The sequence below is a fragment of the Brucella sp. NBRC 12950 genome, assembly GCF_030268145.1.
Taxonomy (GTDB): domain Bacteria; phylum Pseudomonadota; class Alphaproteobacteria; order Rhizobiales; family Rhizobiaceae; genus Brucella.
In genome coordinates, this window is the sequence record NZ_BSQC01000006.1 from 184,738 (window position 1) to 206,218 (window position 21,481).

A 21,481-nucleotide genomic window follows, 5' to 3' on the forward strand; every position below is an offset into this window, starting at 1 on the left:
ATATCAAGAAAGGACCGCCTCTATGTCGATACATCTGAAAACGCGGATCACCGCGATCGGCCCGGAAGTAGCGGATCTCGCCGAAGGCGGCGTTCTCATCCTGTTTGCTGACGGCTCGCCACCTGAACTGGCAGAAGTATCTGTTCTTCACGTTGTGGAAGAAGGTCCTGAGGTATCAGCTCCCGCTATTGGAGCAAAAATCACCATTGGCTCGCTCAAAGCAGAAATTACTGCCGTTGGTGAAAGCGCCTGGCAGAAAGTCCGCGAAATCGGGCATGTGGTTATTTCATTCACGGGCGCGAATTCGACTGATCGCCCTGGTGAAATCTGTGCCAGCGAAATAGCAGGTGAAGACCTTGTCGCTGCTCTCAAAGAAGGGCAGATTATCACCATCGATGGCTAGGAACTGGCCATCTCTGGAATAAGAATCGCGTGTTAAAACAGACAATTGAAACGATTTTTATGTCATGGATTTGAAATCGTTTCAGATGTCGATTTGAGGCTTACATACATGGAACGCTCGACGATCGTCCGGGTGCATGAAGGGCTGCATGCGCGCCCTGCAACTCGCTTTGTTAAACTGGCCAAAGGTTTTGAGAGTGACATCGAAATTGCCAAGGCAGGAAAAAGCGTAAGTGCCAAAAGCTCCGTTAAGCTGATGTTGCTTGGCGTAAAAGAGCTCGATGAAGTGACCGTTCGTGCCGATGGTGCAGATGCGATTGAAGCTATTGAGGCTTTGATAGGCTATCTGGAGAACCCACAGGCTGGCCTTGAAGAAACGACAATCTCGACAAAGCCAGCTCCTAATTCTGCGCCTCAAGCCGAAGCGACCCCTCAGCCTGCAATCACGATCAAGCTTCCTGCTGGTCAGATAAAAGGTGTGGGGGCCAGCGAAGGTATTTCATTGGGAGCAGCTTTTCCGTTCTTCCCTGAAGAGATTAGACCTTTGGGTCGAAAACTTGCAGCTTCTGAAATAGACGCCGAGATTGCCCATTTCAAATCTGCAATTGCAACAGTCCAACAGCGCATGGATGCTTCCCTTTCCAGCGGTAATCTCGCTGACGCAGACAGGGGCATCGTCGCGGCATTAAAAGATATTGCTGCAGATGATAGCCTGACCGACGAAGCACTTGGGCTTATCCGGGACGGTCTGGATGCGATTTCCGCCATGCTCGCCGCAGCTTCAACGGTAGCAGGCCAATTTGCGGCACTTGATGATCCGTATCTCAACGCACGCGCGGATGATGTGCACGCTGTCAGCCGCCAGATCTGTCTGGCTCTGCTTGGCAAGGAAGACATCAATCTTGAAGGCCTGCCGGAAGGCTCGGTGCTCATTGCCGACGACATCGGCGCTTGGGATCTTGCCCGCGCGCCGCTCAAGAAGATCAAAGGCGTAGTCTGCGGCCATGGCGGCGCAACATCGCATGTTGCCATCATCGCACGCACACATGGAATTCCCGCTGTTCTTGGTCTTGGAAGTGCAGTTCAAGAACTCAAGAATGCGAGGACCGTAGCAGTGGATGGAAGTTTCGGCATCGTTCATGCCGATCCGGATATAGCCACCCGCAACGAAATCGAAGCGCGCATTTCCGAAGCGCTGCAGGAAAGGCAGGCACTGGATGCTTACCGCTCCATCACGCCGCGTCGCCCTGACGGAACAATAATCGAAGTGGCCGCCAATATGGGTGCGCTGGAAGAAATTGATGTAGCCCTTGAAGCCGGTGCGATGGGCGTCGGACTTTTTCGCACCGAACTTCTGTTCATGAAGCATATTCACCTGCCTTCAGAAGATATGCAGACAGAAACCTACACGGCACTTCTAAAAGCTTTCGCGCCAAACTCCGTAATCGTTCGAACGCTTGATATTGGTGGTGACAAGCCGATTGCGGGGATTGAGTTCCCCGAGGAAGAAAACCCTTTCCTTGGCTGGCGCGGCATTCGCATGTGCCTCGACCGTCCTGATGTGTTCAAACCGCAGCTTAGGGCACTTTTGCGTGCTGCGGTTAACGGCAATCTCAAAGTTATGTTGCCAATGGTTTCCGACGTTGAAGAAATCCGCGCAACCAGACGCCTTATCGTGGAATGCATCACTGAGCTTAAATCCGAAGGCAAAACATTTGCTGAGTTTGACCTTGGCGTAATGATAGAGACACCTGCAGCGGTTTTCGCTGCCCGAGAGCTCGCAAAAGAAGCTGCTTTCTTTTCCATCGGCACCAACGATCTAACACAGTATGTGATGGCTGCAGATCGGCTCAATCCAACCGTTGCAAAGCTCAATGATGTCAGCCATCCGGCTGTAATGGCTGCAATTGAGATGACCGCGAAAGCGGGAACGGAAGCAGGAATCATGGTCGGCATGTGCGGTGAAGCAGCTGGAAAGCCGGAGCTTATCGGCGAGTTCATTCGTATGGGATTGACCGAACTCAGCATGAGCCCGGCTTCAATTCCACGCGCAAAAAAGCATATCGCAGATATGTTTGGCGGTTAGATCTTGCCTACAAGGCACCTACAAGAAGCCCGGATATCGCTATCCGGGCTTTTACTTTATGGAAGATGAGCAATTAAAGTCTGGAATAATACTTCGAGCTGAGCCTCATCGCGGTCCTCTGCCGCCTGCATGAGACGATCATGGCGTACATCAAGCGACAGGATGGCGCTTTCCAAAGGATCTACGTCTGCCAGATCTGCGGCCTTTGCTGTGGCCAGACCACAAGCGACACCAAATGCCGCAAAGCACGTTGTTTCAAATCTACGTAGCGCCTGTGGGTCGCAATGACCATGCGTCGAGATAAAGCGCACTGGTACTTCGTCAAGCAGTTCCAAAAACATGGCAGCGACAGCTTTAGCCGTTGCTGCAATCTTCCTATCCTCAGCTTTTGAAGAAAAGACACTTTTCAGCAACAAGCCATGCTTCTGCATCATTCTGGCATGAACCATGACAAATGTTGCTTCCTGGACCAGCACATTCTGCAACTGATGGCGGCGGAGCACTTCTTTTGTGAGATAATACATATCCCGACGAAAAGCACGTGCGCCCTCGGCACCAGTACCGAAATAAACCGACAAACCCTTCACATTCGGCGCGCTGTTATGCACATTTGGATTAGAAGAAATCAGTGAGATCGAAATTGTTTCAGCCGTGGTCAGCGCCATATCAATCGCGCTTGCCGCATGTCCAAGCAACAACTCCGGCGATACGATTTCTCCCGGGCGTGTCGCTGATTGCTCGACCTGCAAACTTTCATGTCGGTTGCGACGAATCATGTATCGAACCTCGCGCAGGCGGTCCTTCAGATTGACTGCAATTTCTTCTGAAAGAATGCGTAACATATTCATTTTCCTCAACCACAGCGCCATCCTAACAGGATGCACCAAGCACATGAATTATTGTTTGCCTTCGGGAGGAAAAGCAATAGTTTCGGTGTAAGAACACTACTTCTATAATGTAATAATACGTCAATAATTTGAGGGACAGTTTTGAAAAAAGCCGGCAAGAAGACGCAGAAAAATCCGGAAGCAGCGGACCTCATCATTGGATCGGAAGGTGTGGCTGCAGAAAATCGAACAAGTCGGCTGCGAACGCGAGCTGCGTGGATGTATTATGTCGAGCAAATGACCCAGAATGATATCGCCGAAGCGCTGGGGGTCGGTCGTGTCACAATCGTTCGCCTTCTTGCTGATGCCCGCGCTCGAAACGAAGTGAAAATTACGATCGAAGGCAAGTTGGCAAGTCTGACATCGTTAGAAGTTGAGCTTGAAAAAACCTTCGGGCTTGAGCGCGCGATTGTCGCACCACTTTCTTCGTCTGACATTGATCCAATACCACCGATCAGTGCGGCAACGGGTGCTTATCTTTCGGAAAAAGTGCAGCATGGCATGACAATCGGCGTGGGCTGGGGGCGTACCCTTTCCAGTACCCTGCAACATATCGGTGCCCGGCCGCTCAACGATCTCAAGGTAATTTCTCTGCTTGGCGGCATCGTGCAACCGCGTCGCTCCAACCCACCGGAATTTGCGTGGCAATTTGCGCAGATTTTTCAGGGAGAAGGCTATCTGATCCCCGCCCCTGCTCTGGTCGACAGCAAAGAAACGCGGATCGCACTTATCGAGCGTTGTGGGCTGAATACTGTGTTGGACATGGCCGAAGAACTCGATATGGTTTTGCTCAGCGTTGGCGATATTCAGACAGCCAGTAGCACGTCTTATCGCGTGGGCCTGATCGATGAGGCACAGAAACTGTCCCTGATCGAGAACGGTGCCGTCGGCGACGTGTTGTTCCACTTCTACGATATAAATGGCAAAATCGTTGATGATCCAGTGCATGATCGTGTCATGTCGGCCAAAATTGAGAGCCTTCAGAAGACACCGCAGCGTATTCTTACATCAGGTGGAAAAGAGAAGATCGCAGCTCTGCTTGGTGCATTAGAGCTTCTGAAGCCAACCGTTCTCATCACTGATGAGGAAAGTGCTGCTGAGATACTCAGAGGGCAATCCCATTAAATGCAAAAAGCACATCGTTTTGCGACGATGTGCTTTTTTAATTGCCGCGTCTGCGACGAAACGGGCATCAATTGGCAGCTGCGACGCATTCTTTAAGGATTTGCAACACCGCAGCTCGCTCTTCGATTTGTGGCATGTGTCCACACCCTGCGAAAATGTGAACGCCCACTCTCCCCGGCAAGCCACGAGCATGAGCGACGGGGATAACACTGTCTTCGACACCGAAGATAAGCCGCACTGGTATAGCAAGCGAAGCAATGCTTGAGCGTACCTCAAAGGTCTGCGTACCATCTGCAAAGAACCGGGCACCAATTGCTTCCTGCGTGTCGCGCAGTTCTGCATCCATTGCCTGAGCAACAGTCGCACTGATGAAAGGTTTTGTCAGATGGCTCTCATCAGCGACGAGCAGTTTCAGCCAGGGAACGATGCTGGCTTCGCTTTTCGCGCCGACGAGACCCGTTATAAACGCCCCATTGACCTGTGGCCCCAAGCCGCCCGACGAAATCAGCAGCAGCGAACGCACATCGACAACACCGCGAGCAGCCGTTACAGTCGCAACCGCTCCACCAAGTGAATGTCCGACCATATGGCAGGATGTTACACCCAATGATGCAAGCGTTGCCTCAACGCTTGCTGCAATGTCGTCTATGCTTTCAGGAACGACGCGTGGTGAATTGCCGTGTCCTGGAAGATCGAGTGCTAGAATTGGATGACCAAGCGATGCACCGGCAAACAATCCACGCCACGAATTGAGATCGGCGGCAAAACCATGAATCAAAACAACCGGCAAGCGGCCTGCTTCACCCTCACGCAGCCAGACTGCATTGAGCTGTCCAGATGCGACAGGTGCGGTGGTTCTACTCGGAGAGGGCTTTGCTGCTATCGCTGTGTTTATAGGCTTTGTCGCAATGATATTTCCCTCAACATCCTTCTTCTGAACACGCCCTTTCGGGCCTGAACCTTGAATAGACGTAAGATCAATGCCTGCTTCGCGGGCAAGCCGACGAGCGAGCGGTGTTGCCCGAACGTCATTGACTGAACCCGATTCATCGTCTTGGGAGGACTGAGGTTCAACCCGTTTCAGGGTTACCGGTTCGACTACCGCCTCCACTTGGGCAACAGCGACGGATTCTTCAACAAGCGGAACCGACTTGCCGTTACGTGCTTCCCCTTCTGCGTAAATCCAGGCCACAGCCTGACCGACAGGCACAACAGTCCCTTCAGACGCACTAATATCCGCGATAATACCCGATGCTGGCGCATCGACTTCCATCGCCGCCTTGTCGGTCTCGATTTCAAAGAGAAGCTGACCTTTCGTAACGGTATCGCCATCCTTGGCGTACCATCGCGAAATCTGTCCCGTCTCCATATCCATATCGACCTTGGGGAGAATGACTTCCACAGCCATGGCTAGCGCACTCCCCTGGCCAGATCACGAGCGCTATTCAGGATATCGGGTACCTGTGGAACGGTCGCGCGTTCAAGGTCGGGGTTATAAGGGATTGGGGTTTCTGCTCCGCCGAGACGCACGATTGGCGCATCCAGATAGTCGAACGCATCACTTTCCGCCACAATAGCAGAGATTTCAGCGCCAATACCAAGGGTCTTTACCGCCTCGTAAACGCAAATAAGCTTTGACGTCTTCTTGACGCTTTTGATGATGGTTTCACGATCAATCGGACGCACGGTGCGCAGGTCGATCACTTCAACATCAATGCCTTCCTTGGCAAGTTCAGCGGCGGCATCAAGGGCTTTGTGCACCATGATAGCCGTTGCAACGATGGTCAGATCGCGCCCTTCGCGAACTACTTCCGCCTTGCCGATTGGCACAGTGTAGAAGCCTTCAGGAACCGGACCTTTGGTCTTGTAGAGCAGCTTATGCTCAAAAATCATAACCGGATCGGGATCTTCAACAGCTGCGAGCAACATACCCTTCGCATCGTAAGGTGTCGCTGGCTGCAAAACTTTGAGACCCGGCACATGGCCAAGCCATGCTTCAAGGCTCTGGCTGTGCTGTGCCGCGGCACCCGTTCCCGACCCTGCCGGAAAACGCATAACCAGTGGCACCGAAACTGCACCACCAAGCATGTAACGGATTTTTGCAGCCTGGTTGACGATCTGCTCCATCGCGAGCGCTGCAAAGTCGGAGAACTGAAACTCAAAGATCGGACGCATACCGGTCAGTGCTGCACCGACCGCAACGCCCGCACCGCCCAATTCTGAAATCGGCGTATCCATGACCCGGTCTTCACCAAAGCGATGCACCAGATCACCTGTCACCTGAAATGCGCCGCCATAGACGCCAATATCTTCACCCATCAGGAATACGCGGTCGTCGCGTTCCATGGCAATTGCCATTGCTTCCTGGATGGCTTGCGAATAGCTCAACTCACGGATTGTCGTGTCCATTTTCAAATATCGTCCGTGTAAACGTCGCGGGTCAGGTTGGTCAGATCAGGTGCCGGGCTATTCCTGGCGAACTCGATCGCGTCAGCGATTTCCTTCTCCACTTGAGCGCGGATTTCCTTGATCTCGGCGTCATTGATGAAGCCATAGGCTTTCAAATCGGCCTCAAAATGCGCGATTGGATCGCGATCATTCTGCCAATGCTCGATTTCTTCCTTGGTGCGATAGCGGTTGCGATCGCTTTTGGAATGACCACGAATGCGGTATGTCTTGTTTTCAATGAGTGTCGGACCATCGCCGCGCCGTGCACGTTCAGTGGCTTCATTGATGGCCTCTGCCACCTCCGACAGATTGTTACCATCGACGATCACTCCGGGCATATTGTAAGCTGCGGCGCGGTCTGCAACATTGGCAACTGCTGTGGAGCGCTTGGTTGAGGTAGACATGCCGTAACCATTGTTTTCACAAACGAAAACAACAGGAAGCTTCCAAACAGACGCCATATTGAGCGCTTCGTGGAAAGCACCTTCATTGTTTGCGCCATCACCAAAGAACGATACGACTACCTTGCCGTTTTTCTGCTTCTTGGCGGAAAGCGCAGCTCCGACCGCAATCGGAATACCGCCACCGACAATACCGTTTGCGCCAAGATTTCCCTTGGAAACGTCGGCAATGTGCATCGAACCACCACGGCCTTTGCAATAACCCGTTTCCTTGCCAAAAAACTCAGCAAACATACGCTTCACGTCTGCGCCCTTGGCGATGCAATGACCGTGTCCGCGATGGGTCGACGTGATCATGTCATCATCATTGAGTGGCAGACACGATCCCATCGCGCTCGCTTCCTGCCCGATGGAAAGATGCATCGTTCCGTGAATGAGACCACGCGTGTAGCTTTCTTCCGCGCCTTCTTCAAAGCGGCGGATGAGATACATCTTGTGCAGCGCTTCTTTCAGTTGCTCCGGCGAATAGGTGCGGAAGGCATAAGGTAAGTTATGACGGTCGCCCAAATCCTGCGGTTCGACTTTTTTGGCTTGAACCATGATGTTTTGTCCTCACGCTCCGTAAACGAGCTTATCTTGACGCGCGCGCAGTTCAGCAATTTTGGAACCGGAAGCCACGGCCGCATTATCGTAAGTGATAAGCTCACCCTTCTTGATCGGCTTGGTCACACTCCCACCCTGCAAAAGCCCGCAAGGGATCGCATGTGCGCTGCGCGCCTCGCCCGAAGTCATGATCCATGCGCGGTAGCAGTATTCACCAATTGCATCGAGCTGTTCGCCCGGCTGCATGTCCTTCTTTGCAACCGCAGCCACTTCTGCGACCGGCTTTGAAAGCGGAACCATGTCAGGCTTGCCGTAAAGAACAACGCGGGCGCAAGTCAGCGGCACTTCGAGGGACGTCAGGTGATACGGGCGATGGAACGTGAAATATGGACCCTTGCCCATCTTCAGGTCTTCCATGCGCTCGGAAATACGTGGATGCGACATGTCGGCGACGACAAACACGCCGGGCGCTACACCCTTCCCGATCGAATAATCAACCACACCAACTTTAGACAACACACCGCCGTCCTTTTCGGGGATCAGTGTCTTGTTGAGCTGATCAAGGGTCGCAGCCGGACCGTGCATGCCGGCTTTATCCGGGACAAGACCTGTCGCATTGGCGATAGCGGCCATTTCGACCATGGTTTTTGAACCATCGACGAATTCCACCAGCATGCGCACGTTCATGTTACGGCGCGTGGCTTCTTCTATATATTGGTCAGGGACTGCATCAATATTGAGCGGATTATTCTTGCCCTTGCCGGCGGCCACAATTGGATGCCCCATGGCACTCACAAACTCGATCAACTCCATGCAAGATGACGGCTCGTCACCAGCGCCCAATGAATAGGTAACACCAAGACGTTCGGCTTCTGCTTTCAGATAAGCGCCGATTGTCACGTCTGCTTCGACATTCATCATGACAAGATGCTTGCCGTGCTCCATGGCGCGAAGGCCAATCTCGGCACCGACAGCCGGAACACCGGTTGCGTCGATTACAACATCGATAAGATCGTTTTCGAGGATCAGATTGGCGTTATCTGTTACGGCGACCTTGTGAGCCTCCATGGCAGCTGTCAGATCGGAAGCGGTCGAAACCTCACGGCCATGACCTTCCTCCTGAAAAGCGATATCGACGGCCTTCAGGGCATTGGGAACGCGCAGTTCAGAAATGGCACCAACTTCGATACCCGGCATATGCGCAACGCGCGTGACGATATCAGTCCCCATCTCGCCCGAGCCAATCAGTCCGATACGGATTGGTCGCCCACTATCAGCCCGCGCCTGCATATCACGCGCCAAGCCTGTCAACGCCACGTTAGTTGCCATCGTTTCCTCCTGAACGTCCCTGCAAAAATTCTCGCAGTCTCCTCTGATATCCAATCGATTAATGAACATTTGTTTCTAAGTCAATACCAGTGTTCATTTGCCGCGCAACTCAACCTGCTCGTAAATGCCATCTTGTTATTCAACTTTAGTTTGCTATAGAATACAAATGTTCTGCCGTTTCGCACAATTCACATTTTGAAACGTCGATACGTGCGATCTAATAAGGGCGTTCTGTTAGCTCGGCGCACTTTGGGAGTGCTCCGGGGGGAGGAGAAAATAGATGGACGCATTTCTGAGCGGACTAAAAACGGCAGTCGATACGCTTGGGGCAACTGTTCTGTTGCCTATCGTCATCTTCATCATTGCGGTGGTACTCGGCGCAAAAGTGGGCAAAGCCTTCCGTGCAGCCATCACCATCGGGGTTGCTTTCATCGGTATCAATCTGGTCCTGGGTCTTATGTTCACTTCTATTGGCGAAGTGGCTCAGGCAATTGTCACCAACACAGGCATCAAGCGCGATATTGTTGATGTAGGCTGGCCTTCGGCTGCAGCAATCGCCTTCGGCTCATCGGTCGGTCTTTGGGTCATTCCTGTCGGCATTCTGGTCAACATCGTGCTGCTTCTGCTTCGCTGGACACGCACGTTGAACGTTGATGTGTGGAACTTCTGGCACTTTGCTTTCGTCGGTTCGTTGGTTGTCGCTGCAACCGATAATCTGGCTTACGGCATCATTGTTGCAGCACTTGTTGCAGCACTGTCTCTGCTGTTTGCAGACTGGTCGGCGCGTGCTGTTCAACAGTTCTACGGTGTACCGGGAGTTTCCGTACCACATCTGGCCTCGGCACAGATTCTGCCGATTGCAATCGTGCTCAACTGGATCATGGATCGCATACCCGGCATCAACAAGATCAACATCAGCACGGAAACCATCGAACGTCGCTTCGGTGTATTCGGCGAGCCGGTTGTGCTCGGCCTGATTATCGGTTTGGTGCTCGGTCTAATCGCATTTTATAACGCAGGGGATTTCGGCGTCGTACTCGCGAAAGTTTTCGGTACAGGCATGACACTTGCCGCCGTTATGTTGCTTCTTCCGCGTATGGTCAAAATCCTGATGGAAGGCCTGCTGCCGGTTTCGGACGCTGCACAGGAATTTGTGCGCAAGCGCACCGGCGACCGCGAACTTCTCGTCGGTCTCGACTCGGCAATCCTTATCGGACATCCAGCCGCGATCTCGTCGTCGCTCATTCTGGTGCCTATTGCGATCATTCTTTCCGTCATCCTGCCAGGCAACCGCGTCATCCTGTTTGCCGACCTTGCCGTCATTCCTTTCATCGTCGCCATGACTGCACCGCTTCTGAAAGGAAACGTGTTCCGCATGGTCGTTGTAGGAACGATCACACTGGCAATCGGCTTCTATGTCGCCAATGCGCTTGCCCCGTTGTTTACGAGCGCTGCGGTTTCATCCGGCTTCAAGCTGCCTGAGAACGCCTTGCAGATCACTTCAGTGGTCGATGGATTCCTGTGGGTGCCATACATCATCATATCGGCCATCCAGTGGCTTGGTGCTATTGGTATCGCGGTGATTGCCGTTGTTATTGCTGCACTTTTCATGCTCTATCGCCGCAATACCCAGGCATGGGAGCGTGCGGCAGGCGCTGAAGACGAACCAGCAGACGAAACTGCCGCCTAAAGTTGGCAATGATCGATGCATGAAATAAAAGTCGCACGTCGAGACCGACGTGCGACCTTCTTTAAACGGAGAAAGAAATGGCTGCTGGTCTGATTGATTTTCTCGACCCACAAGCGATCGAGCTTCAGAGCGAAGCAAAAACCAATGAAGAAATCATCCGGATTCTGGCGGGTAAGCTGGAAAAGCTGGGTTATGTAAAGCCAAGCTACGCCGACGCGGTCGTAAGCCGCGAGCTGACGATGCCAACAGGATTGCCGCTTGAGCGCGAAGAAAACGTTGCCGTGCCACATACTGATCCTGAGCATGTGCTCAAGGCTGGCATTGCCTTTGCAACACTGAAGTCACCAATTGAATTTGCCAATATGGAAGATCCTGAAGAAGCAGTTTCTGTTGGATATGTCTTTCTGCTTGCCATCAATGACAAGGACAAACAGATTGAAACCTTGCAGCAGATTATGGCGACAATTCAGGATCCAGATGCACTCGATAGGCTGAAGGCGGCACGCACGCTTGAAGACATTCAAAGTGCGCTGAATTAAGAGTAGATCTTAACAGCTGAATTCGAGACAACAAAAAATACGATCTTCGCGCGTTTCATGGAACGCACGAACACCACTTGGAGGAAACCATGGCTAGAATAAAAACAATTCTCTTCGCTTGCGGAACAGGTGTAGCGACATCTACGGCAGTCAACGCAACAGTCACCGAAGAAATGAAAAAGCGCGGGCTTACCTTCAATGCTCAGCAGGCAAAGGCCACGGAAGTAGCCTCCTTAGCTGACAATGTGGATTTCATCGTTTCAACAACGCCTATTTCCGCTTCCGTCACCAAGCCAGTCATCAAGGGTCTACCCTTCCTGACTGGTATCGGAAAAGACAAAACGTTGGACGAGATCGAAGCCGAGCTTCGTAAATAATCTTACTCAGCTCAAAAAGCGGAAGTGGAGGAAGCAGTTCCTCCACCTCAAATGATCTGAAGAAACGCGTCGGTGTCCGGCGCTTTTATGTTTTTTGAACCACACGGATACGTTGCTCACCGCCGATATCTATAAAATGCGTGGGTGGCGGCACTTGATGCACATCATGTGTACCAAAGCTTTCGGGATAAAACGCGTAGCCTTCTGGTGCGTTGGGTGGGTTTCGATCATCGATCAACCGACCACCTGTCAATTCCGTCATCGGATCGGGAATGGCCGAAATCAGTCGCCGCGTATAGGGATGCGTCGGGTTCGAGAATATCCGATCCCATGGGCCACTCTCAACAATCTGGCCGAAATACATAACGGCCACCCGATCACTCATATGCTCAACGACGCTCAGATCATGGCTGATCATGATGTAGGAAAGACCAAGCCGCTCTTTCAGTTCCAGCAGCAGATTGATGATCTGTGCCCGGATCGAAACATCTAGCGCTGAGACAGGTTCATCCAGCACGATAACTTTCGGATTGAGCAGCAAGGCGCGCGCAATCCCAATGCGCTGGCGTTGCCCGCCGGAAAACTCATGCGGGAAACGTTTTGCCTGCTCGGGCTTCAATCCGACGAGGCGTAGAATTTCCTCAACGCGCCCATCAACCTCGCTACGTGATTTTACACCATGAAGTCTTAAAGGTGCTGCGAGCGATGTATAGACCGACTGGCGTGGATTGAGTGAAGCAAATGGATCTTGAAAGACCATTTGCGCTATCTTTGCCCGCTCCAGCCGCGAAGGCTCATTCTTGCCAGTAATCGGACGTCCTTCAAAATAGATCTGTCCACTGGTTGGCTTCTGAAGACCCACAATGGAGAGGGCGAGCGTAGATTTCCCACAGCCAGACTCACCCACGATGGACAAGCACTCGCCTTTATTAAGGGTCAGGCTGAGATTATTGACGGCGCGCAGCAATTGCTTGGAATGGCTGAAGATCCCGCCGCTCACCGGGAAATAAACGCAGACATCATCAATTCTGACCAATGGCTCTGCTAATTTCGTCGAATGCATATCATTCATGATGGAAACACCTCACCACACCCGCATCCTCAAGTGGCGTCCAGTCCGGCTTTTGCACGCGGCAAATATCGGTGGCACGCGTGCAGCGCGGCTCAAATCTGCAGCCTGCCGGGAAAGCGGAAATGGAAGGCACCACGCCTTCGATTTCCTGCAGCCGTAACTGACCGTCTTTCTGGCGGGAACCAAGTTGCGGGAGCGAAGCCAGAAGTCCATGAGCATAAGGGTGCGCCGGATGGTGAAACAGACCCGCTGTTATGCGCTCTTCGACAAGATGCCCGGCATACATCACACCCACGCGACGGCACATTTTCGCAATAACACCAAGATCATGACTGATCATGAGTACGGAAGTCCCACGCGCTGTGCAAAGCTCCTGCATCAGACGGAGAATTTCCGCCTGAACCGTCACATCAAGCGCCGTCGTGGGCTCATCGGCGATCAACAGATCCGGGTTGCATGCGAGCGCAATAGCGATCATCACACGCTGGCGCATACCGCCCGACATCTGATGCGGATAGTTCTTCACGCGCTGCTCCGGCGCGGGAACCTGAACGCTGGCCAGTGCTTCAACCGCTTTGCGCTCTGCCTCATGCCAAGTTGCGCCCTGATGCAGCACAAACATTTCTGCAATCTGCCGCCCTACGGGTGAAAGCGGATTGAGTGCGGTCATCGGTTCCTGAAAGATCATCGCGATGCGATTGCCACGCAGCTTTCGCATTTCGCGTGACGACATGGATCGCAAGTCCTGCCCTTTGAAGCGTATCGCGCCACCGGTTATCGATAGTGGTTTGCGCAGCAATCCTATCATTGACAATGCGGTGATGCTTTTTCCGCAGCCGGACTCTCCAACCAAACCGAATGTTTCACCGGCACCGATTGTGAAGGATACGTCTTCAACAACATTATGATTGGTCGAACCAGACACGATATCGATCCGCAGATTTTCGACCTCAAGAAGTGTTTGTTCGCTCATACCTTGCGCGTCCTCATATGCGGGTCGAGCCAGTCACGAAGACCGTCACCGAACAGATTGAGACCAAGCACCGTGAAAAAGATGGCAAGACCGGGAAACACTGCTGCCCAAGGCGCATTCACGATCAACTCACGCGCATCGGTAAGCATGTTGCCCCAACTAGGATCCGGAGGACTAATACCAAGACCCAGATAGGAAAGTGCCGCTTCTGCGAGGATCGCGTCACCCATTCCCAGTGTGCCGATCACAAGGACAGGTCCAATCATGTTCGGCAGGATCTGCGTAATCATGATGCGAACATCGCTATAACCCAGCATCTTGGCGGCCTGAATGTAGCCCTGCTTCTTGAGCGAAAGGGTGGAACTGCGCGCAATACGGCACGTCCAGGACCAGTTTGTGAGACCGAGTGCGAGCAAAAGGCTCGGCAAACCGGGGCCGAGAACAGCCATGATCGCCAACGCGAAGATTAGCGACGGGATTGCCAGCATGAGATTTGTGAGACCATTGACGAAATCGTCCCACCAGCCGCCGAAGTAGCCAGCAGAAATTCCAAAACAGAGGCCTATGACCGTGTTGATGCACTGTGAGACCACACCAACGGTCAATGACACCTGCGCGCCATAGAGGATGCGCGAATATACATCGCGGCCTTGTGCGTCAGTGCCAAACCAGAATTGTGCATCGGGTGGCAGTTCTGCATTCATCAAATCAGCATCGAGAACCGGATTATAGTGCGCCAGCAACGGTGCAAAAACAGCCGCGCCCACGATTACGATGCACACGAACCCGCCAAATACGAGATTGAAACGGAGCTTCATGGGCTTACTCGTGACTTATGCGCGGATCGATAACCGCGTAGAGAATATCAACAATCGTATTGATGACCAGAAACCACAATACGATCACGAGAATAGCCCCCTGTACGACGGGAATGTCGCGCAGCGAAACGCTATCAATCAGCAATGAGCCAAGGCCCGGCCATGAAAACAGCTTTTCAACCACCACGGCTTGCCCCATCATCGATCCGAATTGCAGACCGATTGTCGTAATGATCAAAACAAGCGCATTTCGCATGACGTGCCACGTCACGAGCCTGAAGCTGTTCATGCCTTTTGATCGCGCTGTGCGAATGAAATCCGCGCCCATAACTTCAAGCACAGCTGCGCGTGTTGTCCTTGCGAGAAGCGCCAGCGGTGCAACACCCAAAGTGAGTGCTGGCAGAATGATGTTGCGTATGCCGCCATTGCCGTAACCAAAACTTGGCAACCATCCAAGCGTCAGTGCAAAGAGATACATTGCAAGCAGCCCCAGCCAGAATTGCGGCAGTGAAAGGCCAGAGACCGCGCCTATCATCGTCACACTATCGAGAATGCTTCCAGGCTTCAGCGCCGCTATAAATCCAAGCGGCACCCCAATCAGAATGGCAAATCCCATAGCTGCGAAAGCGAGTTTCAGCGTTGGCCACATACGTTCCTGAATGAGCGAAACAACCGGCTGCCTCGATCGGTAGGACGTGCCAAGATCGAACTGTGCCAACTGCACCAGATAGTTGCCGAAACGCACATGAACGGGCTTGTCGAGACCGAACTCCTGCGTGATCTTTTCGACCATCTTCGGGTCGTTCATGCCCTTGCCGTTGGCGATAAGACCAGAAGCAATGCTGCCCGGAACGACGCTGAAAATGACGAAGATCAGAAGCGACACTGCGATGACTGTCGGTATCATCTGCAAGACGCGGCGGGCGATAAAATAGAGCACACGGTCCTCCTTTCGGATCAGCGTGGAAGACGCTGGAGCAAAGGGGATCAGTGGCCCGCCCGAAATCGAGCGGGCCGATCCAGATCAGCCGGAATTAACGACCGGACGGAGCCGTGTCGTCGACCCAAAGCTTTTCATAGGACTGTACTGCTAGCTCCGCAGAGTTTGGCTGCAAGCCGTGCAACCATGGCTGATGCGCCATGACGGCCTTGTTGTAGTTGAAGAACCAGACTGGCGCTTCTTCCTGCAACAGATTGTTGGCCTTTTTCAGCAGCGCATTCTTTTCGTCTTCGGTTTTCGCAAGTTTTGCTTCATCGACGATCTTATCAAATTCTGCATTGGCGAACTTCTGATAATTACATGCAGATTGCGGTGTCGTGGAGTAAAAGCACTGCATTGCGGTCAGTGCATCTGGGCCACTTTCGAGTGACCACATATAGGCCTGGAAATTGCCAGCAGGAACCACATCCGCAAGTACGGACGCTTCGACCGGCTTTGCTTTGACCTTGATCCCAACCTTATCCAGCATCGGGATGATCGCCTGAACGATGGTCAAGCCCCAGCTTTCGTTCTGCGTCGCCGTCAACTCAAACTCGAAACCGTCTGGATAGCCAGCTTCAGCAAGCAAAGCTTTCGCTTTTTCAGGATCATAGGGATAAGGCTTCGCATCTTTGTCGAAGGCAGGCGATGAGTTCGGAAGCCAACCCACGGCACGATAGGCCTTGTCCTTGACGAGACGCTTGATGATCAGATCGCTATCAATGGCGTAGTTGATTGCTTGGCGGACACGCTTGTCCTGAAACGGCTTGAAATCCGGGTTAAAACCAACAGCGCGGGTATAGACCTCGGCTACTTCCACCATATTCTTCGCAAGTTCAGGATCGGCAAGATAGGCAGTGTACTGCGCCGGTCCGAGCACTGCCACATCGATTTCCTTATTGCGGAACGCAACGTCACGGGCAGCAGCATCGCCCATGATCATGATGTTGATCTTGTCTGCGTATGGCTTGCCCTTTTCGTAATATTTGTCCCATTTTTCAACCGTCAGACGGGAGCCAGGAACATATTCGGCGAATTTGTAAGGTCCAAGACCGATTGGGTGACGCTGATATTCTTCGCTATCGCCCTGACCAGCAGGATAAATCGCCGTGTTGTTGCGCATGAACTGATAGCCGGGATCAATTGGCTGTTTCAACGTGATCTCAAGCGTATGGTCGTCGATCTTCTTCAGACCGGAGATTTCCTTGGCTTTGCCCTGTGTATATTCTTCGGCACCCTTGATTTCGGCAATATAGCGAGCTGGCGGGAAAGCCTTCTTCGGGTCCATAATGCGGGTATAGCTCCAGATAATGTCGTCAGCCGTTAATGGCTTGCCATCATGGAAAAATGCATCCTGGCGCAGCTTATAGGTATAGACGAGCCTATCCTCAGAAACGCTTACATCTGTTGCCAGACCGAGTACCGGCTTGTTCTGATCCGCATCCCAATCATAAAGCGTGCGATGAATGGCCTTGGCATAAAACTCGTCCTGAGTTGCAGGTGAAGCCTGAACGTCAAGGGTCGAGAAGCTGTCACCATAAGGTGCAACAAAATTAATAACGCCTCCCGAACGCGGTTCATTGGCAGCATAGGCGGCAGTACCCGCCATCAGTGCGATAGACATTGCCGCAAGCAATGCAAATTTCCTCATAGTCTTCCCCTTTTACTTTATTCTTTTAGATCCGATGAGCGTCTTCAGGCGGCGGGACCGAAGCCTCGCAGCCTGTCCTTCTTACGAACGTTCGAACACCACTTCGCCTTCGCGAATAGTGAGCATACACTGCGTGTCGTTGAGAATTTCCTGTGGTTTTGCATTAAGCATATTGCGTGAAAACACTGCGATATCAGCTACCTGCCCCGGAACCAGTTTGCCTTTCACATCCTCCAGTTTCTGCGAAAAGGCACCGTATTCAGTATAGACCTGAAGTGCTTCTTCGATCGAAACACGCTCACGGGCATCCATCACCGTTCCCTTACCGGTTTCGCGCGTGAGCATCGAATAGATGTTAGGGTAAGGATTTGGATGGCAGACTGGCGCGTCACTTCCTGTAGCAGGCTTGAAACCGAGGTCTTTCCACGTCTTGAGTGGATAGCTCGACAGCGCTTTTTCTTCACCAAGAACGGAAATATACGCATCGCCAAAGTCGTAGATGAAAACCTGTTGCGGGCATGGATAGATGCCAGCCTTTTTCATCCGCTCATGCTGTTCGGGCGTAGAGAATCCGCAATGTTCGATACGGTGGCGACGGTCAGGATCGGGATGGGCTGCAAGTGCCTTTTCGTAGGCAGTAATGAGCTGACCAATCGCTGCGTCACCGATTGCGTGGCAGGCAAGCTGATAACCCTTTTTGTGGGCATCAAGCACCAGTGCTTCTAGTTCCGCATCCGGTAATATCTGCACGCCGATATTATTATCGTCTCCGAGATAAGGCTTACTCATCCATGCGGTCCGCCCACCTGCAGAACCATCAAGAAAAATCTTGACCGCACCAACCGTCAGCATGTCATCGCCGACCCCGGACACCAATCCGGCTTCATAACATTTCTCGACAATCGATGGGCCAGGGTCGCCCAACAGGACAAGCCATGTGCGTACCGGCAATCGCTTTTGAAGTTTCGCGATATTATAGGCGCGCACTTCGTCAAAGCCTGCAACTTGCCCAACGGCAGCATCCATCACGCTGGTAATGCCATATGAAAGCAACAGATTACCAGCAGCCTCAATGGCTTCGATCATTTCTTCCGTTGTTGCTTTTGGAATTGCTTTGCGAACTGCCCCTTGTGCATTTTCCGCGACCATTCCGGTCAGCACGCCATTTTGCTGTTCGATTAAACCGCCGTCCGGCACCGGCGATTTTTCATCGATACCGGCAAGCTCAAAAGCTTTTGAGTTGAAGATCGAAACGTGACCACAGGCCCGTACCAGCATGACGGGATGATTGGGTGCAACAGCGTCGAGTTCTGACTTATGCGGATGGCGCCCGATGTCTAGTTTGGTCTGATCGTAGCCACGAGCTCTGATCCATGTCCCCGGTGGAACCGAAGCCGCCTTTTCGCGTATCGAACCAAGCAGACTTTCCAAAGTGGGTGCGGCTTGCGGAGTTGCATCAAGCCACTTGAGCGTTAGCCCGACTGAAATCAGGTGGAGATGAGAATCGTTTAATCCGGGTGTAGCGAAACGCCCTTCCAGATCTATGACTTTTGTTTTGTCACCTTTGAGAGACCAGATTTGGTCTTTAGTACCAGTGGCTAGTACCTTGCCTTGCCAGATTGCCAGGGCCTCTACCGTGCCCTCTTCGTATCCACACCAGACAGTGCCGTTATAAATAATGGTATCAGCACGCAATTCGGGCATTACAACAGACATTCAGCGATCCCCTCCCTAAGTAACGCCTTGGATATAAGAAGATCAGAGTTCCACCGATGGATCAACCGTGCAAGCCTTTGATATGACAAATTTTGTGTAGACAATTTAATCAAATCGACGAAGCCACCGTCGTTTTGTTGAAACATTTGCAAAGATCAAAAATCCAAACTCAACGATAGAAAAGCATTACGACCTTATTGCACTGCTCATTGATCAGCTTTAACCAACCGCTTTGACTACATGCTAGACCAAACATGGTCATCGCAGGCAAAGCAAAATTATATTGTGTGGGATCAAGAGTTGAACATTCTGTTTGATAAAGCCGAGGCGCAGTTTGCCGATAAAGTGGTTCTGGAACCGCTTTCGCTTGAGCTTTCAGAACGGCGCATTGGTATCATTGGCCTCAATGGATCAGGGAAGACCACCTTTTCACGCATGGTGAATGGACTTGTTCTGCCATCGTCGGGACGCGTTTTGACAAATGGCCATGACACAGCAACTGACGGTGCGAAAGTGCGCGCAGCCGTCGGCTATATTTTTCAGAACCCCGCGAACCAGATCGTACTGCCACTAATCAAAGACGACGTTGCATTAGGCCTGCAATCGCGTGGGCTGAGAAAGCAAGAATTGGCGAACACGGTTTCAGCGGCACTTGATCGCATTGGGATAGCGCATCTGTCCGAACGCCGCGCACATGAGCTATCCGGAGGTGAGTTGCAGCTTGCAGCGCTCGCGTCGGTTCTTGCCACGGAACCTGATATTGTCATCATGGACGAACCGACTAATCAGCTCGACTTGAGAAATAGAAATATAGTGGAGCGGACCATCCGTGAGCTTAAGGAAAATGTTATCGTGGTCAGCCACGATTTAACCTTGTTGTCGGGCTTCGACCGTGTGCTGCTTTTCCATCAGGGTAAACTCGTCGAGGATGGCCCCGCTGATGAGACGATTGCGCGTTATCTGGCGTTAGTCTCATGAACTTCTATGAATCGCTCGGCGATGGGCCAATCCATAGACTGCCACCAGCAATCAAGCTCATTGCTCTTTTCGGGTTAAGTGTTGTTCTGTTCATGCTCAACACTCCACTCGCCCTTGGAATTTTAACCGCTCTCGTGGCGTTGAGTTCCCTCGCCTTTTGTCGTTCAGCGGTCGTTCAATGGCTAAAATCTTGGCCACTCTTACTGACGATTGCCGTTGTCGTTGTGTGGACGGCCTATGCTAACAGTTTTGAAGCGGCTTCCATCGTCCTAATGCGGCTGGGCTCATTGAGCCTTTTTGCAACCGTCATTACGGCCACGACAACGATTGGTCAGTTCATCGACACGATAACCAGAGCCGCACGACCATTTGAAGCAATTGGCATAGGCAACGCTCGTGACATTGGTTTAGCGATTGGGCTCGTTATTCGCTTCGTGCCTGAGGTTCACGCACACTATAAATCGGTAGCGGAAGCTCATCGTGCGCGGGGATTGAAAATGCGGCTATCCACGGTGATCGTACCGATGGTAATTGGCACAATGCAAAGTGCAGATGAAATTGCAAACGCAATTGACGCGAGATGCATTCGCTCGCAACAGCGCAAGCACAATTAGAAACGTAGGCGCGCCGCCGCTTACGGCCACAATATCGTCAGCAAAAAGGTACACGACGTGCAAACGAGATCTTTGGTTATGATCGCGCTGTTTACAGCAATAATCGTGGTGTTAGGCTTGATACCACCCATCATGCTTACCTTCGTACCTGTACCTATTCATGCCCAAAGTCTGGGCGTCCTGCTCGCTGGCGTGGTACTGGGCGCCCGCGGTGGAGCGCTTTCAGTCTTGCTGCTGATAGCACTCGTCGCAATTGGCTTACCTGTTCTTTCCGGAGGCAGAGGCGGCCTAGGCATCTTCTTCAGCCCAACCGCTGGATATCTGGTGGGGTTCTTGCCTGCGGCGTTCATAACGGGCTGGATTTCAAATAAGGTGGCCCATAGCACGAGCGGTGGCTGGAAAACCTTCGCAGGCTTTTTCATCGCTGCAACGATCGGCGTTATTATCGACCACATCTTCGGTGTAGCATGGCTTATCGCCTATGTCGGCCTCTCTCCATGGAGCGCCATAATTGGAGATTTAGCCTTCGTACCCGGTGATCTCTTCAAAGCAGCGATTGCAGCTTATGCGGGTCAGTTCATCTTGGTAAACTTTGGAAATCGGACCCGCGATATCTAACCTCACTCCTTCCATACAAGGTTCGCCGAACTCGTCTTTCCAGGGAGTTGCATTGCCGCAACTCCCTGGGACAATAAGGCGAACAACCCCTCTGAACCAAAAGCAAGAATTATACACGCAATCTTTGCGCAATGTTTGTGATTCAACTAGCGGGGCGTTTAAGGACACGCTAAAT

Annotated in this window: 20 protein-coding genes; 9 read left to right on the forward strand and 11 right to left on the reverse strand. The window is 52.2% G+C overall.

Features of this window, described 5'->3' with window-relative positions; all coding sequences use genetic code 11:
- Positions 1-22: 22 nt before the first annotated feature.
- Together QSJ70_RS12120 and ptsP are read left to right on the forward strand one after the other, a co-directional pair.
- Positions 23-403 carry a PTS glucitol/sorbitol transporter subunit IIA gene (locus QSJ70_RS12120; RefSeq protein WP_215778543.1) on the forward strand — a complete coding sequence of 127 codons (381 nt, stop codon included), beginning with the start codon at positions 23-25 and terminating at the stop codon, positions 401-403.
- A gap of 108 nt (positions 404-511) precedes the next feature.
- On the forward strand, positions 512-2,488 hold the full coding sequence (gene ptsP / locus QSJ70_RS12125; protein ID WP_215778541.1) for a phosphoenolpyruvate--protein phosphotransferase: 1,977 nt from the start codon (positions 512-514) through the stop codon (positions 2,486-2,488).
- A 56-nt stretch (positions 2,489-2,544) separates the two neighbouring features.
- Here ptsP and QSJ70_RS12130 read toward each other — a convergent pair whose 3' ends face one another.
- Positions 2,545-3,330: a hypothetical protein gene (locus QSJ70_RS12130; protein ID WP_215778540.1), complete on the reverse strand. Its 786-nt coding sequence runs from the start codon at positions 3,328-3,330 to the stop codon at positions 2,545-2,547.
- 147 nt (positions 3,331-3,477) lie between these two features.
- Between QSJ70_RS12130 and QSJ70_RS12135 the strand changes: the two genes are divergently transcribed.
- Positions 3,478-4,500 carry a sugar-binding transcriptional regulator gene (locus QSJ70_RS12135; RefSeq protein WP_215778538.1) on the forward strand — a complete coding sequence of 341 codons (1,023 nt, stop codon included), beginning with the start codon at positions 3,478-3,480 and terminating at the stop codon, positions 4,498-4,500.
- Positions 4,501-4,567: 67 nt separating this feature from the next.
- Here the strand turns inward: QSJ70_RS12135 and QSJ70_RS12140 are convergent, their stop codons facing one another.
- From QSJ70_RS12140 to QSJ70_RS12155, 4 genes are read right to left on the reverse strand one after another with little or no spacing between them, the layout of a single operon-like run.
- Positions 4,568-5,908, reverse strand: a complete 1,341-nt coding sequence (locus QSJ70_RS12140) for an acetoin dehydrogenase dihydrolipoyllysine-residue acetyltransferase subunit (RefSeq protein ID WP_285536673.1) — start codon at positions 5,906-5,908, stop codon at positions 4,568-4,570.
- A gap of 2 nt (positions 5,909-5,910) precedes the next feature.
- Positions 5,911-6,909, reverse strand: coding sequence for an alpha-ketoacid dehydrogenase subunit beta (locus QSJ70_RS12145; RefSeq protein WP_215778534.1), 999 nt, complete (start codon positions 6,907-6,909; stop codon positions 5,911-5,913).
- 2 nt (positions 6,910-6,911) lie between these two features.
- Positions 6,912-7,949: a thiamine pyrophosphate-dependent dehydrogenase E1 component subunit alpha gene (locus tag QSJ70_RS12150; protein WP_215778533.1), complete on the reverse strand. Its 1,038-nt coding sequence runs from the start codon at positions 7,947-7,949 to the stop codon at positions 6,912-6,914.
- Positions 7,950-7,961: 12 nt separating this feature from the next.
- A complete protein-coding gene (locus QSJ70_RS12155) occupies positions 7,962-9,281 on the reverse strand; it encodes an NAD(P)H-dependent oxidoreductase (protein WP_215778531.1) in 1,320 nt (439 codons plus the stop codon).
- A gap of 280 nt (positions 9,282-9,561) precedes the next feature.
- Between QSJ70_RS12155 and QSJ70_RS12160 the strand changes: the two genes are divergently transcribed.
- From QSJ70_RS12160 to QSJ70_RS12170, 3 genes are all read left to right on the forward strand, one after another.
- A complete protein-coding gene (locus QSJ70_RS12160) occupies positions 9,562-10,971 on the forward strand; it encodes a PTS galactitol transporter subunit IIC (RefSeq protein ID WP_215778529.1) in 1,410 nt (469 codons plus the stop codon).
- Positions 10,972-11,048: 77 nt separating this feature from the next.
- Positions 11,049-11,510 carry a PTS sugar transporter subunit IIA gene (locus QSJ70_RS12165; protein WP_215778527.1) on the forward strand — a complete coding sequence of 154 codons (462 nt, stop codon included), beginning with the start codon at positions 11,049-11,051 and terminating at the stop codon, positions 11,508-11,510.
- A gap of 89 nt (positions 11,511-11,599) precedes the next feature.
- Positions 11,600-11,887 carry a PTS sugar transporter subunit IIB gene (locus QSJ70_RS12170; protein ID WP_007878547.1) on the forward strand — a complete coding sequence of 96 codons (288 nt, stop codon included), beginning with the start codon at positions 11,600-11,602 and terminating at the stop codon, positions 11,885-11,887.
- Between the two features lie 85 nt (positions 11,888-11,972).
- Here QSJ70_RS12170 and QSJ70_RS12175 read toward each other — a convergent pair whose 3' ends face one another.
- The 6 genes from QSJ70_RS12175 to QSJ70_RS12200 form a co-directional block, all read right to left on the reverse strand.
- Positions 11,973-12,959: an ABC transporter ATP-binding protein gene (locus QSJ70_RS12175; protein ID WP_285536677.1), complete on the reverse strand. Its 987-nt coding sequence runs from the start codon at positions 12,957-12,959 to the stop codon at positions 11,973-11,975.
- On the reverse strand, positions 12,952-13,932 hold the full coding sequence (locus QSJ70_RS12180) for an ABC transporter ATP-binding protein (protein WP_215778524.1): 981 nt from the start codon (positions 13,930-13,932) through the stop codon (positions 12,952-12,954). Before QSJ70_RS12180 ends, QSJ70_RS12175 begins: the two co-directional genes overlap by 8 nt.
- A complete protein-coding gene (locus tag QSJ70_RS12185; RefSeq protein ID WP_215778522.1) occupies positions 13,929-14,750 on the reverse strand; it encodes an ABC transporter permease in 822 nt (273 codons plus the stop codon). Before QSJ70_RS12185 ends, QSJ70_RS12180 begins: the two co-directional genes overlap by 4 nt.
- Before the next feature lie 4 nt (positions 14,751-14,754).
- A complete protein-coding gene (locus QSJ70_RS12190) occupies positions 14,755-15,690 on the reverse strand; it encodes an ABC transporter permease (protein ID WP_007878539.1) in 936 nt (311 codons plus the stop codon).
- A gap of 94 nt (positions 15,691-15,784) precedes the next feature.
- The gene (locus tag QSJ70_RS12195; protein WP_285536680.1) at positions 15,785-17,380 is read right to left on the reverse strand and encodes an ABC transporter substrate-binding protein; all 1,596 of its coding nucleotides are present in this window, start codon (positions 17,378-17,380) and stop codon (positions 15,785-15,787) included.
- Positions 17,381-17,461: 81 nt separating this feature from the next.
- Entirely contained in the window at positions 17,462-19,084 is a 1,623-nt protein-coding gene (locus QSJ70_RS12200; protein ID WP_445558145.1) for an amidohydrolase, read from the reverse strand.
- A gap of 312 nt (positions 19,085-19,396) precedes the next feature.
- On the opposite strand from QSJ70_RS12200, the gene QSJ70_RS12205 reads away from it, so the two are divergent.
- The 3 genes from QSJ70_RS12205 to QSJ70_RS12215 are packed head-to-tail and all read left to right on the forward strand — an operon-like array spanning position 19,397 to position 21,306.
- Positions 19,397-20,074: an energy-coupling factor ABC transporter ATP-binding protein gene (locus tag QSJ70_RS12205; protein ID WP_215778516.1), complete on the forward strand. Its 678-nt coding sequence runs from the start codon at positions 19,397-19,399 to the stop codon at positions 20,072-20,074.
- Positions 20,071-20,688 carry an energy-coupling factor transporter transmembrane component T family protein gene (locus QSJ70_RS12210; protein WP_215778515.1) on the forward strand — a complete coding sequence of 206 codons (618 nt, stop codon included), beginning with the start codon at positions 20,071-20,073 and terminating at the stop codon, positions 20,686-20,688. The genes QSJ70_RS12205 and QSJ70_RS12210 overlap by 4 nt, the downstream gene beginning before the upstream one ends.
- Positions 20,689-20,745: 57 nt before the next feature.
- Positions 20,746-21,306, forward strand: a complete 561-nt coding sequence (locus tag QSJ70_RS12215; protein WP_215778514.1) for a biotin transporter BioY — start codon at positions 20,746-20,748, stop codon at positions 21,304-21,306.
- The last annotated feature ends 175 nt before the right edge of the window (positions 21,307-21,481 follow it).

What these genes read in the sequence shown, in the direction of transcription:
- QSJ70_RS12145 (WP_215778534.1), bottom strand. Translation starts at nt 6,909, where the DNA reads ATGGACACGACAATCCGTGAGTTGAGCTATTCGCAAGCCATCCAGGAA.
- QSJ70_RS12180 (WP_215778524.1), bottom strand. Translation starts at nt 13,932, where the DNA reads ATGAGCGAACAAACACTTCTTGAGGTCGAAAATCTGCGGATCGATATC.
- QSJ70_RS12160 (WP_215778529.1), top strand. Translation starts at nt 9,562, where the DNA reads ATGGACGCATTTCTGAGCGGACTAAAAACGGCAGTCGATACGCTTGGG.
- QSJ70_RS12170 (WP_007878547.1), top strand. Translation starts at nt 11,600, where the DNA reads ATGGCTAGAATAAAAACAATTCTCTTCGCTTGCGGAACAGGTGTAGCG.
- QSJ70_RS12140 (WP_285536673.1), bottom strand. Translation starts at nt 5,908, where the DNA reads ATGGCTGTGGAAGTCATTCTCCCCAAGGTCGATATGGATATGGAGACG.
- QSJ70_RS12175 (WP_285536677.1), bottom strand. Translation starts at nt 12,959, where the DNA reads ATGAATGATATGCATTCGACGAAATTAGCAGAGCCATTGGTCAGAATT.
- QSJ70_RS12210 (WP_215778515.1), top strand. Translation starts at nt 20,071, where the DNA reads ATGAACTTCTATGAATCGCTCGGCGATGGGCCAATCCATAGACTGCCA.
- QSJ70_RS12200 (WP_445558145.1), bottom strand. Translation starts at nt 19,084, where the DNA reads ATGCCCGAATTGCGTGCTGATACCATTATTTATAACGGCACTGTCTGG.
- QSJ70_RS12165 (WP_215778527.1), top strand. Translation starts at nt 11,049, where the DNA reads ATGGCTGCTGGTCTGATTGATTTTCTCGACCCACAAGCGATCGAGCTT.
- QSJ70_RS12155 (WP_215778531.1), bottom strand. Translation starts at nt 9,281, where the DNA reads ATGGCAACTAACGTGGCGTTGACAGGCTTGGCGCGTGATATGCAGGCG.
- QSJ70_RS12130 (WP_215778540.1), bottom strand. Translation starts at nt 3,330, where the DNA reads ATGTTACGCATTCTTTCAGAAGAAATTGCAGTCAATCTGAAGGACCGC.
- ptsP (WP_215778541.1), top strand. Translation starts at nt 512, where the DNA reads ATGGAACGCTCGACGATCGTCCGGGTGCATGAAGGGCTGCATGCGCGC.
- QSJ70_RS12195 (WP_285536680.1), bottom strand. Translation starts at nt 17,380, where the DNA reads ATGAGGAAATTTGCATTGCTTGCGGCAATGTCTATCGCACTGATGGCG.
- QSJ70_RS12120 (WP_215778543.1), top strand. Translation starts at nt 23, where the DNA reads ATGTCGATACATCTGAAAACGCGGATCACCGCGATCGGCCCGGAAGTA.
- QSJ70_RS12150 (WP_215778533.1), bottom strand. Translation starts at nt 7,949, where the DNA reads ATGGTTCAAGCCAAAAAAGTCGAACCGCAGGATTTGGGCGACCGTCAT.
- QSJ70_RS12185 (WP_215778522.1), bottom strand. Translation starts at nt 14,750, where the DNA reads ATGAAGCTCCGTTTCAATCTCGTATTTGGCGGGTTCGTGTGCATCGTA.